Source organism: Streptosporangiales bacterium (assembly GCA_009379825.1).
Taxonomy (GTDB): Bacteria; Actinomycetota; Actinomycetes; order Streptosporangiales; family WHST01; genus WHST01.
Genome location: WHTA01000039.1, coordinates 1 through 16614 on the forward strand (window position 1 = coordinate 1; position 16614 = coordinate 16614).

At 71.8% G+C, this 16614-nt stretch carries 17 protein-coding genes; 4 read left to right on the forward strand and 13 right to left on the reverse strand.

From position 1 onward, the window contains the following. Nucleotides 1-132 precede the first annotated feature (132 nt). Together GEV07_18295 and GEV07_18300 are read right to left on the reverse strand one after the other, a co-directional pair. Nucleotides 133-405 (reverse strand): hypothetical protein, encoded by a 273-nt coding sequence (locus GEV07_18295; protein ID MQA04574.1) that lies wholly within the window; start codon nt 403-405, stop codon nt 133-135. Next, nucleotides 402-1358 (reverse strand): hypothetical protein, encoded by a 957-nt coding sequence (locus GEV07_18300; protein ID MQA04575.1) that lies wholly within the window; start codon nt 1356-1358, stop codon nt 402-404. Before GEV07_18300 ends, GEV07_18295 begins: the two co-directional genes overlap by 4 nt. Nucleotides 1359-1444: 86 nt before the next feature. Here GEV07_18300 and GEV07_18305 point away from each other — a divergent pair, with 86 nt between their 5' ends. Beyond that, nucleotides 1445-2638, forward strand: coding sequence for an NADH-quinone oxidoreductase subunit D (locus GEV07_18305; GenBank protein MQA04576.1), 1194 nt, complete (start codon nt 1445-1447; stop codon nt 2636-2638). Here the strand turns inward: GEV07_18305 and GEV07_18310 are convergent, their stop codons facing one another. The 10 genes from GEV07_18310 to GEV07_18355 form a co-directional block, all read right to left on the reverse strand. Beyond that, entirely contained in the window at nt 2639-3340 is a 702-nt protein-coding gene (locus tag GEV07_18310; protein ID MQA04577.1) for a hypothetical protein, read from the reverse strand. It lies immediately after the preceding gene. A gap of 176 nt (nt 3341-3516) precedes the next feature. Then, complete coding sequence (locus GEV07_18315; GenBank protein MQA04578.1) at nt 3517-4110, reverse strand: hypothetical protein; 594 nt, start codon at nt 4108-4110, stop codon at nt 3517-3519. Nucleotides 4111-4352: 242 nt separating this feature from the next. Next, entirely contained in the window at nt 4353-4832 is a 480-nt protein-coding gene (locus GEV07_18320) for a DUF3180 family protein (GenBank protein ID MQA04579.1), read from the reverse strand. Then, the gene (gene folK / locus GEV07_18325) at nt 4829-5332 is read right to left on the reverse strand and encodes a 2-amino-4-hydroxy-6-hydroxymethyldihydropteridine diphosphokinase (protein ID MQA04580.1); all 504 of its coding nucleotides are present in this window, start codon (nt 5330-5332) and stop codon (nt 4829-4831) included. Before folK ends, GEV07_18320 begins: the two co-directional genes overlap by 4 nt. Nucleotides 5333-5426: 94 nt before the next feature. After that, nucleotides 5427-6653, reverse strand: a complete 1227-nt coding sequence (gene folP / locus GEV07_18330; GenBank protein ID MQA04581.1) for a dihydropteroate synthase — start codon at nt 6651-6653, stop codon at nt 5427-5429. Nucleotides 6654-6748: 95 nt separating this feature from the next. Then, nucleotides 6749-7342 (reverse strand): GTP cyclohydrolase I FolE, encoded by a 594-nt coding sequence (gene folE, locus GEV07_18335; GenBank protein ID MQA04582.1) that lies wholly within the window; start codon nt 7340-7342, stop codon nt 6749-6751. Between the two features lie 11 nt (nt 7343-7353). Continuing rightward, complete coding sequence (hflB, locus tag GEV07_18340; protein MQA04583.1) at nt 7354-9426, reverse strand: ATP-dependent zinc metalloprotease FtsH; 2073 nt, start codon at nt 9424-9426, stop codon at nt 7354-7356. Between the two features lie 199 nt (nt 9427-9625). Next, a complete protein-coding gene (gene hpt, locus GEV07_18345; GenBank protein MQA04584.1) occupies nt 9626-10183 on the reverse strand; it encodes a hypoxanthine phosphoribosyltransferase in 558 nt (185 codons plus the stop codon). Between the two features lie 42 nt (nt 10184-10225). Further along, nucleotides 10226-11221 (reverse strand): tRNA lysidine(34) synthetase TilS, encoded by a 996-nt coding sequence (gene tilS, locus GEV07_18350; protein ID MQA04585.1) that lies wholly within the window; start codon nt 11219-11221, stop codon nt 10226-10228. A gap of 14 nt (nt 11222-11235) precedes the next feature. Further along, entirely contained in the window at nt 11236-12312 is a 1077-nt protein-coding gene (locus tag GEV07_18355) for a coenzyme F420 biosynthesis-associated protein (protein MQA04586.1), read from the reverse strand. Nucleotides 12313-12593: 281 nt separating this feature from the next. Here GEV07_18355 and GEV07_18360 point away from each other — a divergent pair, with 281 nt between their 5' ends. From GEV07_18360 to GEV07_18370, 3 genes are all read left to right on the forward strand, one after another. Continuing rightward, nucleotides 12594-13496: a hypothetical protein gene (locus tag GEV07_18360; GenBank protein MQA04587.1), complete on the forward strand. Its 903-nt coding sequence runs from the start codon at nt 12594-12596 to the stop codon at nt 13494-13496. 41 nt (nt 13497-13537) lie between these two features. Beyond that, entirely contained in the window at nt 13538-13972 is a 435-nt protein-coding gene (locus tag GEV07_18365; GenBank protein ID MQA04588.1) for a hypothetical protein, read from the forward strand. A gap of 115 nt (nt 13973-14087) precedes the next feature. Next, on the forward strand, nt 14088-14894 hold the full coding sequence (locus GEV07_18370; protein MQA04589.1) for an AAA family ATPase: 807 nt from the start codon (nt 14088-14090) through the stop codon (nt 14892-14894). Nucleotides 14895-14898: 4 nt separating this feature from the next. Here GEV07_18370 and dacB read toward each other — a convergent pair whose 3' ends face one another. Continuing rightward, nucleotides 14899-16602, reverse strand: coding sequence for a D-alanyl-D-alanine carboxypeptidase/D-alanyl-D-alanine-endopeptidase (gene dacB / locus GEV07_18375; protein MQA04590.1), 1704 nt, complete (start codon nt 16600-16602; stop codon nt 14899-14901). Nucleotides 16603-16614 lie beyond the last annotated feature (12 nt).

Below are 16614 nucleotides of genomic sequence, written 5' to 3' on the forward strand. Positions count from 1 at the left end.
ACGAAGACTCATACCTACCCACCGGCTCCATGGGCGGTACCGCCGAGGAGGCCCTCGACACAGCCTGCGGTCTCTACCTCGCCGACCCGACCGCCTGGACCTGAGCCCCCGACGAACTTCCGGAGATGCCCACTAGCCGGCGTCGTCGTCGCGTAGGGCGCGCTTCTGCCTGGACCGCCGGACGGCGATCAGCATGGCGGACACGAACGCGCCGAGGAACCCCACCACGACCGTCCCGATGAACACGACGAACGCGTTCAGGATCCGCATCGGCGAGCCGGCGCCCTCGACGACCAGCGGCCGCACGGCGAACCAGAACAGCAGGCAGCCGAGGCCGAGGCCGCCGAGCAACAGGCCGCCGGGCAGCGCGTACCACCACCGGCTGGGCCGGACAGGCGGGGTCACGGCGAGCGCGGCGGCTCGCCCCCGCCGGGCGGCGGACCCGGCTGCTGCTGCGCCGGTGGCTGGGGTGCCGGCGGCTGACCCGGCTGCTGTGGCTGCGCCGACGGCGGCGGCATCCCACCTGGTGGTGGTGGCGTCCCGCCACTGGGTGGCATCCCGGCAGGGGGCATCCCGCCCGGTGGTGGTGGCATCCCGGCAGCGGGCATCCCGGCAGCGGGCATCCCGGCAGCGGGCATCCCGCCCGGTGGTGGTGGCATCCCGCCCGGTGGGGGCATCCCGCCAGGGGGCGCACCGCCCGGTGGTGGCATCCAACCGCCGGGTGGTGGCATGCCGGCGCCGGGTGGCATACCGGCCGGGGCGAAGCCGGCCGGGGTGGGTTGGAGGCGCTTCTTGTGCCCGATGCGGCGGGCCAGCACGACGATCGCCATGGTGCCTGCGATCAGGGCGCCGAGGAGGACCAGGCCGAACAGCATCCCCACGGCGCCGAGGCCGCCGAGGAACACGCCACCGAGGCGGTTGCCGACGGCGAACCTGGTCGCGCCCGTGGACGCGCAGGTGACCGTGTACGTGCCGGACTTCGTCACCGTCACCTTGGCGACCAGGTACCAGGTGGTGCCGTCGGTGGTGAACGTCTCCGTCGTCGTAACCGGGCCGACGTTCCACTTGCCCGGGCCGGACGGCAGACAGCGCGGCAGGCTGCTGCGGTCCACCCTGCCGGTCGCGTAGATGCCCTTCTCCTTGCCTGCGGTCATCTTCACCCGGTTCGACCCGGCGCTCAGCTCCTGCAGGTTCACGCCGTCGGCGACCTTGCCGATCTGCCAGACGAACAACCCGACCCCGATCGCGGTGCAGACCAGGAACACGCCCAACGCGACGAAGTACCACCGCCGCCGCGGCCGCAGGTCGGCCGGCGAGATCGTGGTCCTGCCCGGCGACGCCGCCGACTGCTGGCTCATCCCCGTTGCCTCCGTTCGCTCCAGCACCATCATGGAGTACCGCCGACGGTGCGTGGTGGCGCCCAATGGTGGCACCATGGGCCACGATGAACTCCCCTACCCCGTCGAACCCAGCCACTCCCGCCACCCGCGTCGTCGGTGTCGGGGCGGGCGCCGATGGCCTGAGCACCACCGAGATGACGCTCAACATCGGTCCGCAGCATCCGTCCACGCACGGTGTGTTGCGGCTGATCATCACGCTCGATGGGGAGCGCATCGTGCGCGCCGAGCCGGTGATCGGGTACATGCACCGCGGCGCGGAGAAGCTGTTCGAGGTCCGCGACTACCGGCAGATCCTGGTGCTCGCCAACCGGCACGACTGGCTGTCCGCGTTCTCCAGCGAGCTCGGCGTGGTGCTCGCGGTCGAGCGGATGCTCGGCATGGAGGTGCCGGTACGTGCCACCTGGCTGCGGACGCTGCTCGCCGAGCTGAACCGGGTGCTCAACCACCTGATGTTCCTCGGTGCGTACCCGCTGGAGATGGGCGCCATCACGCCGATGTTCTACGCGTTCAGGGAGCGCGAGGCGATCCAGAAGGTGATGGAGGAGATCTCCGGCGGCCGCATGCACTACATGTTCAACCGGGTCGGCGGGTTGAAGGAGGACATGCCGGCCGGCTGGCTCGACCGCGTGGGCACCGCGGTGCAGGCGGTACGCAAGCGGCTGCCCGACCTGGAGCGCATGGTCACCGGCAACGAGATCTTCGTCGCACGCACGAAGGGCGTCGGGGTGCTGTCACAGCACCTGGTGCACCAGTACGGCGTCAGCGGGCCGGTGGCGCGCGCGTCCGGGGTGGACTTCGACCTGCGCCGCGACGAGCCGTACCTGGCGTACGACGAGCTGTTCGCGCCCGGCGGCCCCGGCCGCGTCGTGCTGCGCGACGCCGGCGACGCGCAGGCCAGGTTCCAGTGCCTGCTCGAGCAGGCGCACGTCTCGCTCGACCTGGTGGACGCCTGTGCCGAACGGCTGCGCGGCATGCCACGCGGCCCGATCAACCAGCGGCTGCCGAAGGTGCTGAAGGTCCCCGAGGGCGAGACCTACGCGTGGACGGAGAACCCGCTCGGCATCAACGGCTACTACCTGGTCTCGCGCGGCGAGAAGACGCCGTACCGGCTGAAGCTGCGCTCGGCGTCGTTCAACAACGTCCAGGTGCTCTCCGAGGTGCTGCCCGGCTGCCTGGTCGCCGACATGATCGCCGTGCTCGGCTCGCTGTTCTTCGTCGTCGGCGACATCGACCGCTAGCTAGCGGTTCTGCCCCTGGTTGAACTCGACGGTGCTCGGCTGGCTGAACTGCGCCGTCGCCGGCTCCTCGTGGCCCTGCGGCGGGTTGTAGCCGAGCGCCTGCTGGTCGTACGTACCCGCCTCGCCCACCGGCGGCTGGTCGTACTGCCCCGGCCGGGTAACCGGCATCTGCCGGGTCGACGGCTCGTACGGAGCCTCCGGCTCCTCGGCGTAGTCGTTCCTGCCAGAGCCCCAGGAGGCGTCGTACGGGCCGCCACGGCCGTGCACGGGTTCCAGCTCGTCGCGCCCGAAGTCCTCGAACTCGTCGTCCTTGGGCTTCGGCCGGCGCCAGCGCGACGGCGTGAACACCGCGAAGAGCAGGGCCGCACCCACGGCGACGAGCAGGTACCCGTCGGTGACCTGCGGGTAGTCGTAGATCCGCGGCACGTTGAGCTCGACCCCGGCCAGCCTCGGCATCAGCAGGATGACCTGGGCGGCCGCGATGCCGAGACCGCACAGCAGCAACGCCATCGGCGAGATCGAGCGCGCGCCGAGCAGGAAGCCCGTGACCACGCCCACCGCGACGTATGCGGCGAGCAGCCACACGAACGGCCAGCCGCCGGAGCTACCCGCGGCGTCGGCCGTGTAGTTCACCGACCAGTTGAGCGCGAAGAAGACCGGGATGAAGATGATGCCAAGCAGAATGCCTGCGAAGTGCCTCATCGGCGTACCTCCGGGGCAGGGGACGGGCAGGATACCAAGACCTGCGACACGGAGCCGGCACGACCGCGAGCCACTACCTCAGGAACCGCGGCAGCTCCCGTGCCCGCACCAGCGACGGTGGGAAGCAACGTTGCACCTCTTTGGTCCGGTTCGCGGTTATCGCCGACGCAGGCACGCTACGCCGGGCGCCGGGAGTCGAGCGCCGGCTTGTCGGTCATCCGACGCACCTGATCCCAACGGAGCAGGTCGACCACTGTGGGAGCGTCGTCGACGCTCGGCCATACCTGCACCACCGTACTGCTCGCGGAGTCGGTGACGGAATCCTCGGTCGGCTCATCGGCAGCTTCCGCCGGGCTCTCGCCCTCATCTGCTACCGACTGCTCATCAGCTGTCCCGCTCAGTAGCGGGTTGTTACGGAACAGCTCGGCGAGGACCGCGGCGGCGTACAGGCTCGCGCCGGTCACCTCGCGTAGCCGTGCCGTAGACGTACCGAGCTCGCCGTTCAGCCTGGCGATCTCGAGGTCGCGGCGGAGCAGCTCCTGGCCGGCACGGCTCTCCGCCCGGGCCAACGCGACGCTGCCGCCGGCCGCCTCGACCTGGGCGGCACGCAGCATCCGGCGCACCCGGCGCAGCAGCAGGCCGCCGAGCACCACGACGCCGGCGAGCGCCGCGACGGCGCCACGCAACACCCAGTGGTCCTGGAACACGGCAGCCGTCCCGACCGCGGCCGCAGCCACGACGACAAGCACGGCCGCCGCCGAGGTAGGCACGGGCGGACGTCGTCGATGTGAGCGCCGCAGCATGGCAGGAAGGCTAGGCAGAATGGCCAGAGATTCGGTGGCGCCACGCCGCACTCATCACAAGAATCACTCCAGTAACTCCTGTTCGGCGATGCAGCGACCTTTCTGACGTTCAAGCCCGGCATCGGAGATCGTACGGGCGGTAACCACCACATACACGCTCCGACACGCCGGGCGTGGCTCGAAGCCTGCCGATCCGGTGCAGCGGCCGGTCACTGCCGCTCCGCGGTCGGCTGCTCCTCCTCGTCGTCACCGTCCCCGCCGCCCGGCACCCGGCAGGCGTACTCGAGCAGCATCGCCGCCACCCCGAGCGCGACGGACGCGAGCGTGCACGACCCGGCCACCCAGGCGTCGGCGCGCTGCGTCGGGCTGGCCAGGTCGCCGAGCAGGTACGCCAACAGCCCGCCGAACGTCCCCGCCGCGGCCGCGGCGGCGTAGGCGCTGGCCTTGGCCAGCACGAGGTACCTGGCGATCACCAGCGGCTCGAGCATGGGGGCGCCTTCTCGCCGGTTGATCCTGGCGTGCGCGCCCCTGGCGAGGATCAGCTCGACCACGGTCGCCAGGCCGAGCGTCGCGACCGCGGTCCACGGCAGCGGTGGCAGCACGTTGTACGCGAATCTGACCACCACCCAGGTGACCAGGCCCACCGCGATCGCCACCGCGACCAGGGTCGCGATGCGGGTCGGTTTCACCCAGCTTCCCTCAACACGTCCTCGGTGGCCCGCACGCCGCTGCGGTCCACCCCGGTGACCAGGTCGGCCACCTTGCCGTGCCCGACCAGGTACGCGTCCGGGTCGGCGTCCAGCCAGGGCACGAGCACGAACGCCCGGTCGTGCGCGGCCTTGTGCGGGATGGTCAGGTCGCCGGTGTCCACCACATCGTCGCCGACCGCGACGATGTCCACGTCGAGCGTGCGCGGCCCCCAGTGCTCGACGCGCGCCCGCTCGAACGCCTCCTCGATCGCGTGCGCGCGGTCGAGCAACGCGACCGGCGGCAGCGGGGTGTCGACGATCACCACGGCGTTCAGGAACGCCGGCTGCTCCGGGCCGCCCACCGGGTCGGTCTCGTACACCGCCGACTGTGCGACACAGCTGGTACCGGGCGTGTCCAGCAGGGCGTCCACCCCGCCCTGCAGGTAGGCGAACCGGTCGCCGAGGTTGCTCCCGAACGCGATCACCGCACGGTACGTCATGCACGCCCACCTTTTCGCTCACGAATCTGCGTAGCCACGTCTGCGGGGTCGCCGCTGACCCCGGGACGGGCCATGCCATGCCGTCGACCCAGTGTCAGCCGGCGCAAGACGACCCCCTCTCTCGCACGATCGAAACCGCCACGTCCTCGAACGGGTGCCCCACGGGCGCCTGCGGCTTGTGCAGCGTCACCTCCGCCGCCAGCACGCCGTCCGTGGCCAGACACACGTCCGCCAACCGCCCGGCGACGGTCTCGATCAGGTCGGCCGGCTCGCCGGCCACCACCTCGACCAACCGGTCGGCAAGATCCGCGTAATCGACGGTAAGGGCCAACGCATCCGCCGCCGCAGCCGGCCCCGTGTCGACGGTCAGGGCGACGTCCACGACGAACTCCTGGCCGGTCTCGCGCTCGCTGGCGAGCACCCCGTGGTAGCCGTGTGCGCGCAGACCGCGGAGCACGATCCGGTCCGTCCCTGCGCCGGCCGCGCCGGCTCTGCTGTCGGCCAGCGCCGCGGCCACCCGCACCGCGTCGGCGTTCGCCGCGACGTCGTGCACCCGCACCGCCCAGGCGCCGGCCAGCGCGGCCTGGGTGGTGATCGCGACGGTGGCGTCGGCACGTGCTTCGGCCGCACGCGGGGTGCCGTCGGCGGCGGCGAGCAACCGGCCGAGGAACCGCTTCCTGGACGCGCCGACGAGCAGCGGGCGGCCGAGCGCCTGCAGCGCGTCCAGCCGGCTCAGCAGCGCCCAGTCGTGCTCCGCGACCTTGGCGAAGCCGATGCCCGGGTCCAGGATTACCTGCTCCGGCCGCACGCCGGCCGCAAGCACCCGGTCGAGCTGGCCGCGCAGCTCGTCGCGCACCTCCGTGACGACGTCGCGGTAGCTGGCCTTGGCGGTCATGTCCACGCTGTGCCCGCGCCAGTGCATGAGGACGTACGGCACACCGGCCTCGGCGACGAACGGCGCCATCGCCGGGTCCGCCAGGCCGCCGCTGACGTCGTTGACCAGCCCGGCCCCGGCGGCGACCGCAGCCGCCGCCACGGAGGCCCGCATGGTGTCGACGCTCACCAGCAGCCCGTCGGCCGCCAGCGCCTCGACCACGGGGACGGTCCGGCGCAGCTCCTCCGCGTCGTCCACCCGCTCCGCACCCGGGCGGGTGGACTCGCCGCCGATGTCCACGATGTCCGCGCCCGCCTGGGCGAGCGCCTGCCCGTGCGCGATCGCCTTCTCGGTGTCGAAGAACTGCCCACCGTCGGAGAACGAGTCAGGCGTGACGTTGATGATGCCCATCACCAGGCACCTGCCGGTCGGCGGAATTCCGCGCACCGGCGGCGGCGCTGACTTCGGGGGCATGCCAACCACCTTACGCAGCCGAACAAGCGGACTGCACCGGGTGACCGGGCCCGGCTACGGCAGCGCCCTCAGCGGTGGCCGTAGATGAACGCGAGCGCCTCACTCCTGGTCTTCTCCGACCTGCGGAACTGCCCTCGTACGGCGGACGTGACGGTCTTGGCGCCCGGCTTGCGGACGCCGCGCAGCGACATGCACAGGTGCTCGCACTCGACGACCACGATCACGCCGCGCGGCTGCAGCACGTGCATCAACGCGTCCGCGACCTGGCTGGTCATCCGCTCCTGCACCTGCGGCCGGCGGGCGTAGACGTCGACCAGTCTGGCCAGCTTGGACAGGCCGGTCACCCGGCCGGAGTCGTCCGGGATGTACCCGATGTGGGCGACGCCGTGGAACGGCACCAGGTGGTGCTCGCACATGCTCGCCACCTCGATGTCCCTGACGAGCACCATCTCGTCGTGCTCGGCCTCGAAGACGACGGTGAGCACGTCCTCGGGACGCTGGGACAGCCCGGAGAACGCCTCCGCGTACCACTTCGCCACCCGCTCCGGGGTGGCCTGCAGCCCGTCGCGGTCGGGGTCCTCGCCGACGGCGAGCAGGATCTCGCGCACCGCACGCTTGATCCTGGGCAGGTCGAGCACGGGTGCGGTGTCGTCACCACCCATGCCGCAGCCCGTCAGCTCTCCCGGTCACCAGGGTGCTCGGTGGCGGACTGGTCGGTCGCGGACTCTGCCGCACCTGCCGCCCCCGGCGTGCCGGTGGCGGCGGGTGGCGCGGCCTGCGGCTCGTCGTGGCCGCTCGACCCGTTGGTGCTCGGCTCCTGGCCGGCGTACGTGGCGGCGCGCTCGCGCGCGGTGACGATCGGCGGGCGATCGTCCGGCAGCCGCTTGCCGTAGCCGGAGTAGGACGGCCTCGCCGGGCGCTTCTGTACCGGCGAGAAGACCTCCAGCACCTCGTTGCGCTGCAGCGTCTCCTTGTCCATCAGCTCGAGCACCAGGTTGTCGAGCACCTCGCGGTACTCCACGAGGACCTCCCACGCGACGTCGTGCGCGTGCTCGATGATCCTGCGGACCTCTTCGTCGATGGTGGAGGCGATCTCCTCGGAGTAGTCGCGCTCGTGGCTCATCTCCCGGCCGAGGAACACGTTCTCCTCGCCGGAGCCGAACTTGCGCGCACCCAGCCGCTCGCTCATGCCGTACTGGGTGACCATGCCCCTGGCGATGCTCGTCGCCTTCTCGATGTCGTTGGACGCACCGGTGGTGGGCTCGTGGAACACCAGCTCCTCGGCCGCCCGGCCACCGAGCAGCCCGGCCAGCCGGTCGAGCATCTCGCTGCGGGTGGTGAGGAACTTGTCCTCGGTCGGCAGCGACATGGTGTAGCCGAGTGCACGGCCACGGGACAGGATGGTGATCTTGTGCACCGGGTCGGCGAACGGGAGCGCGTGGCCGACGAGCGCGTGACCGCCTTCGTGGTAGGCGATCATCTTCTTCTCCTGATCGCTCATCACCCGGCTCTTGCGCTCCGGGCCGGCCATCACCCGGTCGACCGCCTCTTCGAGCGTATCCGCAGTGATCAGCTTCTGGTCGGTGCGCGCCGTCAGCAGCGCCGCCTCGTTGATGGCGTTCTGCAGGTCCGCGCCGGTGAAGCCGGGCGTACGCCGCGCGAGCACGTCGAGGTCGGCGTCCTCCGCGAGCGGCTTGCCCCGCGCGTGCACCCGGAGGATGGCCTTGCGGCCCTCCAGGTCGGGCCGGTCGACGACGATCTGCCGGTCGAACCGCCCGGGACGCAGCAGCGCCGGGTCGAGGATGTCCGGCCGGTTCGTCGCGGCGATGAGGATCACGCCGCCGCGCACGTCGAAGCCGTCCATCTCGACGAGGAGCTGGTTCAGCGTCTGCTCGCGCTCGTCGTGGCCGCCGCCGAGGCCGGCGCCGCGCTGGCGGCCGACCGCGTCGATCTCGTCCACGAACACGATCGCGGGGGCGTTCGCCTTCGCCTGCTCGAACAGGTCACGGACACGGGAGGCACCGACACCGACGAACATCTCCACGAAGTCGGAGCCGGAGATGGAGTAGAACGGCACACCGGCCTCGCCCGCGACGGCGCGCGCCAGCAGCGTCTTACCTGTTCCAGGCGGCCCGTAGAGCAGCACGCCCTTCGGGATCTTCGCGCCCATCTGCTGGAACTTGGCCGGGTTCTCCAGGAAGTCCTTGATCTCCGCCAGCTCGTCGATGGTCTCGTCGACACCCGCGACGTCGGCGAAGGTGGTCTTCGGCATGTCCTTGGTGATCATCTTCGCCTTGGACTTGCCGAAGTTCATGACCCGGTTACCGCCGCCCTGCATCTGGTTCATGATGAACAGGAAGATCAACACCAGCAGGACGATGGGCGCGAGGCTGATGAGCAGGCTGGTCAGGATGCTCTGCTTCGGTACGTCGACGTTCCAGCCCTTGGGCGGCTCGTTCTTCTCCAGCGCGTCGACGATGTCGCGCTGCTGACCGTACACCCAGGAGGCCTCGAGCTTCTTGCCGTCCAGGTCGCCGCCGTTCTTCAGCGTGACCTGGATGGTCTGGTCCTTGTCGGTGAGCAGCGCCGACTTGACCTCGCCCCGCTCGATGTGCCGGACGATCGTCGAGGTGTCCGTCTCCTCGTAGCCGCTGCCGTCGTTGAACAACTGCATCAGCACGATCAAGAGCACGCCGATGAGGAGGACCCAGAGCAGCGGTCCGCGGAGATAACGCTTGATGTCCATCCGAGTGAGCGCCGCCGCGCTCTCCCTCCTGCCTGCTGAATGCCCCCGAGGGGCAGTCGGTCGCTGGTGAGCTTGGAGCCCGCGCGGCGGCCGTGGACGACCGGCAGCGCGTTTTTCTTGCCCGTTACTTCAACTCATCATCGCACCTTCGGTGTTCCCGAGGGTATTCCCCCTGATGAGTCGCCCGGTCGGGCGGCCCTCAGCCGCCCCCGTACACATGGGGCGCCAGGGTAGCGACAAAGGGCAGATTTCGGTACTTCTCCGCGTAGTCGAGCCCATACCCGACGACGAACTCGCTGGGGATGTCGAACCCGACGTACCTGACCGGGATGTCCACCTCGACCGCCTCCGGCTTGCGCATCAGCGCCACCACCTCGACCGACGCCGGGCCGCGGGAGCGCAGGTTGCGCAGCAGCCACGACAGGGTCAGCCCGGAGTCGATGATGTCCTCCACGACCAGCACGTGCCTGCCGGTGATGTCGCGGTCCAGGTCCTTGAGGATGCGGACCACGCCGGACGACTTGGTGCCAGAGCCGTACGACGACACCGCCATCCAGTCCATGTCGACCGCCGAGTGCATGGCGCGCGCGAGGTCGGCCATCACCATCACGGCCCCCTTCAGCACCCCGACGAGCAGCACCTCTCGGCCCGCGTAGTCCTCGTCCAGGGTCTTCGCCAGCTCGCGCAGCCGCTGCTGGATCTGCTCCTCGGTGAGGAGCACTGCCGCCAGGTCGCCACCGACGTCCGTCGTGTCCATCCGCCTACTTTCCCTCGCCCACCACGACCACCGTGCCCGGCATCAATCTTTCACATCCGGCCCCGTGCCTGCCGTCGGGAACAGCAGCCGGCCGGCGCGGCGGACGGCCCGCACGCCGCCTGGCAGGTCGACGCCCGCCTGGCCGTGCCAGCCGACGACGAGCGCGTCGACCGCCGTGACGTGCTTCGCGCCGAGGGCGCCTGCCGGTGCGCCGGCGGCCAGGGCGGCACGGTGCAGCACCCGGGTGCGGACGGCGGCCGGCAACTCGGTCAGCGCCGCGATGTCCAGGCCGGTCGCCGGGTCGCCGCAGTCGGCCAGGGCCCGGTCGGCCCACGCGTCCAGCGCGTCCGCGTCCGACCGCAGCAGCCGCGCCGTACGCGCCAGCGCCTCGGCGACGCCCGGCCCGAGCGCGGTCTCCAGGGCCGGCAGCAGGTCGCCGCGCACCCGCGACCTGGTGTAGGCGGGGTCGGCGTTGTGCGGGTCGTGCCAGGGCTGCAGGCGGGCGGCGGCGCACGCCTTGTGCACCCGCTCGCGTGGCAGCTCGAGCAGCGGCCGCAGGTAACGGCCGGCGACCGGCGCCATCCCGGCCAGCGACCTGGCGCCCGAGCCGCGCGCGAGCCGCAGCAGCACCGTCTCCGCCTGGTCGTCCCTGGTGTGCCCGAGCAGCACGGCCGCGGCGCCCAGCTCGTCCCGCGCGTCGTCGAGCGCGCGGTACCGCGCGTCGCGGGCGGCCGCCTCCGGGCCGCCGGATCCGGCCACCCGCGCGGTGGCCACCCGCACCGGGTCGAGGTCGAGCCCGCGCAGCACCTCAGCCACCTGCTCGGCACGCGCCGCCGAGCCGTCCTGCAGGCCGTGGTCCACGGTGACGGCACCGGCACGCAGCCCGAGCCGGGGAGCGACATGCGCGGTCGCGGCCGCCAGGGCGAGCGAGTCGGCACCGCCGCTGCACGCGACGAGCACCAGCGCGGCCTCCGGCAGGTCGGCGAGCGCGGCCCTTACGGCGTGCCGCACCTCCGCGACCACCGCCGGCGGCCCCATGCGTCCCCCTCCGGTCAGGACTCCGGCAGCGCCGGGCGGGCCACCCGGTCGATCCAGCGCTGCGGGTCGGCGATCTCCTCGCGGGTCGGGAGGGTGTTCGGCGACGTCCAGACCCGGTTGAAGCCGGACATGCCCACCTCGTCGACCACCGTACGAACGAACGCCGCACCCTGCTGGTACTGCTTCATCTTCAGGTCGATGCCGATCAGCTTCCTGAACGCCAGCTCGAACGCGTTGCCGCTGGCCCGGCGGCGCTGGAACTTCTCCCTGATCTCCGCCACGCTCGGCACCACGCTCGGCCCGACGCCGTCCATCACGAAGTCGCCGTGCCCCTCGACCAGGGTCATCACCGCGGTCAGCCGGTCGAGCACCTCCCGCTGCTGCTCGTTCTGCACGGCCTCGAGCAGGCTGGCGTCACCGCCGCGCACCACGTCCACGACCGCGTTCGCGGCGGCGCCGAGCCGCTCCAGCATCTCGCTCGGCCCCACCTCGGACGCGAGCAGGAACGAGGTGATCTCCGCGTGCACGTGGTTACGCAGCCACGGCACCGCGGTGAACTGGGTGCGGTGGGTGACCTCGTGCAGGCAGACCCACAGCCGGAAGTCGTGCGGGTCGACGTCGAGCTCGCGTTCCACCTGGACGATGTTCGGCGCGACCAGGGTGAGCCGGCCCACCGGCTGGCCGCCGTCCGGGTCCGGCGGCAGGAACAGCTCGTACTGGCCGAGCACCCGGCTGGCCAGGTACGCGAGGATGGAGCCGATCTGCACACCGGTCACCCGCGAACCCACCGCGGCCACCAGCGTGTTCCCGAACGATGCGCTCTGCCGCCGCGCCATCTGCTCGACGACCGGTTCGAGCACCACCCGGAAGCCGTCCACGTTCGACCTGATCCACCCGGGTCGGTCGACGACGGCGGCGGGGCCGTGCTCGGCAGGTTCACCCAGCCCGGTGAACTCCTTGACATGGTGCTCGGCGTCGCCGGACAGGACGCGCAGCTCCTGCACCGCCTGTCGAGCCTGGTCACGGGTGACTTGCGGGCCGGGCCGCACCAGCCGCGTGCCGGTGGAGACCGCGAGCCCCCAGTCGATCATCTCGTCGCTCACCTGCACCAACCTACTTGTCCGCGGACCCGAACTGACGTGCTCGCCACCCTGGCTCATCCCTGACTTCGCGCTCCCCTCGCCGCGGACAACGTCAGGCGGGCCGGAGAAGTGCCCGGCGCCGGCGGGCCTGAGCACCCCATCCCGGAAGCGCAAGTCCCTACACTCACCGGCTATGCAGCGGCACCTCGGCCAGGCGATCGGCGACTCCCCCCCAGCTGGGGCGCACGGACGAGCCCGCGGGGCTGGAGCGACGCGGCAGCCAGCTCACGGTGACGTTCGCGGACGGCCAGGAGCTCGCCGCCGAGATCGGCTCCCTGCACGCGACGGTCGGCACCGGGACGGTCACCGTGACGACACCCGCCGGGGTCCTCGCGCTGCGCTTCACCGACCGCTCGTTCGCCATCGGTGACGGCTGGAACCGGCTGTACCAGGGCGCCAACGACCTCGGTTTCGGCGACGTCGTCCGCGCACTCGAGCAGGGCGGCGCGCGCGTGCAGCAGGCGGCCGTGCCCAGGGCCCAGTCCGCCGTCCGGCGGTGGACGGTGATCCTGCTCGTAGGGCTCTGTTTCTGGGGCATCGAGGCGACGATCTACGCGATGGTGCCGACCATCCTCGGCGACGTGCTGGCCGGCGCGACCCGGGTGCCGTACCCGTACGCGGTGCTGACCGCGGTGTGCGTGCTCGGCTTCGGCGTGGCCGCCCTGCTCAGCCTGCCCACCACGGCGATGATCCGGGCGGTCATCCGGCAGCCGAAGACCGCCTCGGAGTTCATCGACGACGCGATCTACCGGATGACCGGACCGCGTGGCGCCTACATGAGCGCGTTCCTGCCGCTGGGACTGCCCGAGCCGGGGCCGTGCGGCACCGTGTACTCGGTGCTCCTCGGCCGGCCGTGGTGGCGGACGGCCGCGCTCACCGTCGCGATGCTTGCGGTCTTCGCCGCGACCGCGTGGTCGCACCTGTCCGCCGACCCGCTCGCGGAGCAGGCGGCGGTGGTCGGACGGGGCGCCATCATGGTCGTCGTCCTCGCGGGGTACGTGCTGCCGGGCGCAGAACCGGTGGCGGTCCCCATGGCGCGGGCGCAGCGTCAGCTGGTGTGGCGGCGCTGGTGTCTGCTCGCGCTGGCCGTCGGCTTCGCCGGTGGGCTCGCCACCGTGGCGCCGTTCAGCTGAGGTTGCCCCCACGGGCGTGCCCGGTGGTCTACGGTGAGTCGGTGCGATTCGTCTACCTCATCCCGTCCATCCTCCTGCTGCTCGGCTACATCACCGCAGCGATCGTCGCGCTGACCGCGCGCAACCGGTACCCGCGCAGCGCGACGCTCGGGATGGCCGGCTTCGCACTCATGGCGCTGGGCTCGTTGATCTCGCTCATCATGTCGCTGACCTCGTCGGCGTTCATCAGCGGCGGTAACTACCAGCTGTACAGCACCATCAGCCTGGTGACGTCGATCCTCACCGTCCTGCTGCAGCTCTGCGGCGTCGGCCTGCTGCTGATGGCGCTGTTGAAGAAGGAGAGCCCCGACCAGGGTGCCCCGCCTGCCGGCCTCTACGGCGGGCAGCAGTACCCCGCGCAGTACCCCGGCCAGCAACCGCAGCAGTGGCAGCAGTACCCGCCGCAGTACCCGGGACAGCAGTACCGGGGCTACTGACAGCGGCGGACGGCCCACCGCCCGCCTCGCCGAACCGGGACGTATCAGCACAGAACGGTTTGGCCGTTGTGGCGAACGACGGCGGCGGCCGCGCGTTTTCGCTACGGTTTGTCGCGTGCGAGTTCTCAGTGTGCTCAGTCTCAAGGGTGGAACTGGCAAGACGACGACCGTCCTCGGGTTGGCCGGCGCCGCCCTCGAACGCGGCCTGAACACCCTGGTCGTCGACCTCGACCCGCAGGCGAACGCGACCCTCGGCCTCGACGTCACGCCGGGCGCCGAGACCGTCGCCGACCTGCTCGACGAGTCGCGCAAGCTGCCGTCGCGGGTGATCCGGCCGAGCGGCTGGCTGGCGAACGCCGAGCCGGATGCACCCAGCGGCATCCTGGACGCCCTCCCGGGCGGCGACGCGACGGCACGTCACGACAACCCCACCCCGACGGCCGCCCGGCTGCGCCGGCTCGGCGCCGTACTCGACCGGGTGGAGCAGCCGTACGACGTGGTGCTCATCGACTGCCCGCCGTCGCTCGGCCAGCTGACCAGGAGCGCGTTGGTGGCGAGCCAGCGCGGGCTGGTGATCACCGAACCGAACCTGTTCACCGTGCATGCGGCCGAACGCACGCTGAACGCCATCCACGACGAGCGGACGCACCACAACGCCGACCTGCAGCCACTCGGCGTGGTGGTGAACCGGTACCGCGAGCGGTCACCCGAGCACCGGTTCCGCCTCGGCGAACTGCAGGAGCTGTTCGGCCCGCTGGTGCTCGCACCGCCGATCCCCGAGCGCTCCGTGCTGCAGCACGCGCAGGGCATGGCCAGACCCGTCCAGCTCTGGCACACCCCAGCCGGCCGCGACGTAGCCGGCCCCTTCGACCGCTACCTCACCCGCCTGCTCCGCTCGGTCCGCGACGGCAAGGCCAGCTAGCTAGCTAGCTACAGGTACAGGCGGCCAGGGCCGCGGAAAGGCGGTCCAGGGCGGCGGGAGTCTGCCAGGCGAGCCGTTGCGGGATGCCGTTGGCGACGAACGCGAACACCAGGGTCCGGCCGTTCTGGTCCTGTACGGTGCCGGCCAGGCTGCTCACGTCGCTGAGGGTGCCGGTCTTCGCGCGCACCACGCCGACGCCCGGTTCCGCCTGCTCGGCGCCGAACCGGTCGTGCAGCGTGCCGGAGAAACCGCCGACGGGCAGCCCGCTCAGCACCGGGCTCAGCTCCGGGCGCTTCCCAGAAGCCACCAGGGTCAGCACCTCGGTGAGCGCCCGCGGCGTCACCGCATCCCTGGTCGACAGCCCGCTGCCGTCGTAGAGGTCGATGCCCTTCGCCACGCCGAGCCCCCGCAGCGCCCGGTGCACCCCGGTGCGCGCCCCGGCGAACGACGCCGGCTCGTCGTACTCAAGCGCGACGTGTCTCGCGAGCGCCTCGGCCAGGTCGTTGTCGCTGTAGACGAGGGCGTCCTCGACCAGCTCGGCCACCGGGGGCGACTCGACCTCGGCCAACTCGGTGGCGTCGGCACCCACGGTCGTCCTGTCGACCTCGCCGCGCACCGACACGCCCCGCTTCTCCAGCATTTCGACGAAAGCCGCACCGGCCGACATCGCGGGATCCGGCGCCCGGGAGATGTTGCGGCGCGGGTCGGTCATGCCATGGTCGACCGCCAACGCGCTCACCGGCGCGACGGTGCCCTCGGGCACGTAGTTGGGCTTCCAGCCCGGCGCGGTACGCGGTCCGGTGAACAGACTGTCGTCGATCTGGACGGTCACCTTGCCGCGCGAGTCACCCAACGCCGCCGCGGTCTCGACGGCGAGGTCCTGCAGCCTGGCGTACTTCGGGTAGGCGGCCTTCGACTGCTTCTTCGACCGCGCGACCAACGTCGGGTCGCCACCGCCGACGAGCACCACTGCGTCGTCCGTACGGACGACCTTCGTCTCCAGCCGTTCGGTCGGCCCGAGCTTGTGCAGCGCGGCGACCGAGGTGGCCAGCTTCGCCGTGGATGCCGGGGTGGCGGCCGTGGCCCCACCGCGGTTGAACAGGGTCTCCCCGGACGACGGGTCCACCACGTACGCACCGAACTGGTCGCCGAGCGCCTTCGCGCCCATCGGCCCGGCGAGCGCGCGCCGTACGGCCGCCGCATCGGGTGCCGCGGACGCCTCCGGTTTGCCGAGCGCGGCCGGCTGGGTCGTCGGGGTCGGACGCGGCACGGTCGGCGTCGGCGACGCCGGCTCGATCAGCAGCCCCTTCACCCGGTCCGGGCCTGCCACCACCGTCGTCGCACCGAGCACCGCGACGACGAGCAGCACCGCGAGCACCACCCACAGCGCCTTCCCCCGCTGACGACCCTCGGGACGTGGCGGGACGGCCGGCGGCGGCTGCACCTGCCCGCGCGCGGACGGCGCCGCCGCTCCGCCCGGCGCCGCCACTGCAGGGTCCGCCGCTGGCGGCTCCTGCCGGGTACCGCCGCCCACCCAGCCGACGGCCGCGGGCCGCCCGTGCGCGGGCGACCACCCGCCCGACGCACCGGACGGCCAACCGACCCCGGTGGCCCCGCCGCTGCCCGGCCAGCGCTTCGCACCGGCATCAACAGCTGCTTCCTCGCCCAACGCTTCTCGTCCCGTCCCGTCCGCCGGCGTCGAACCCATCGGGCACCGCGG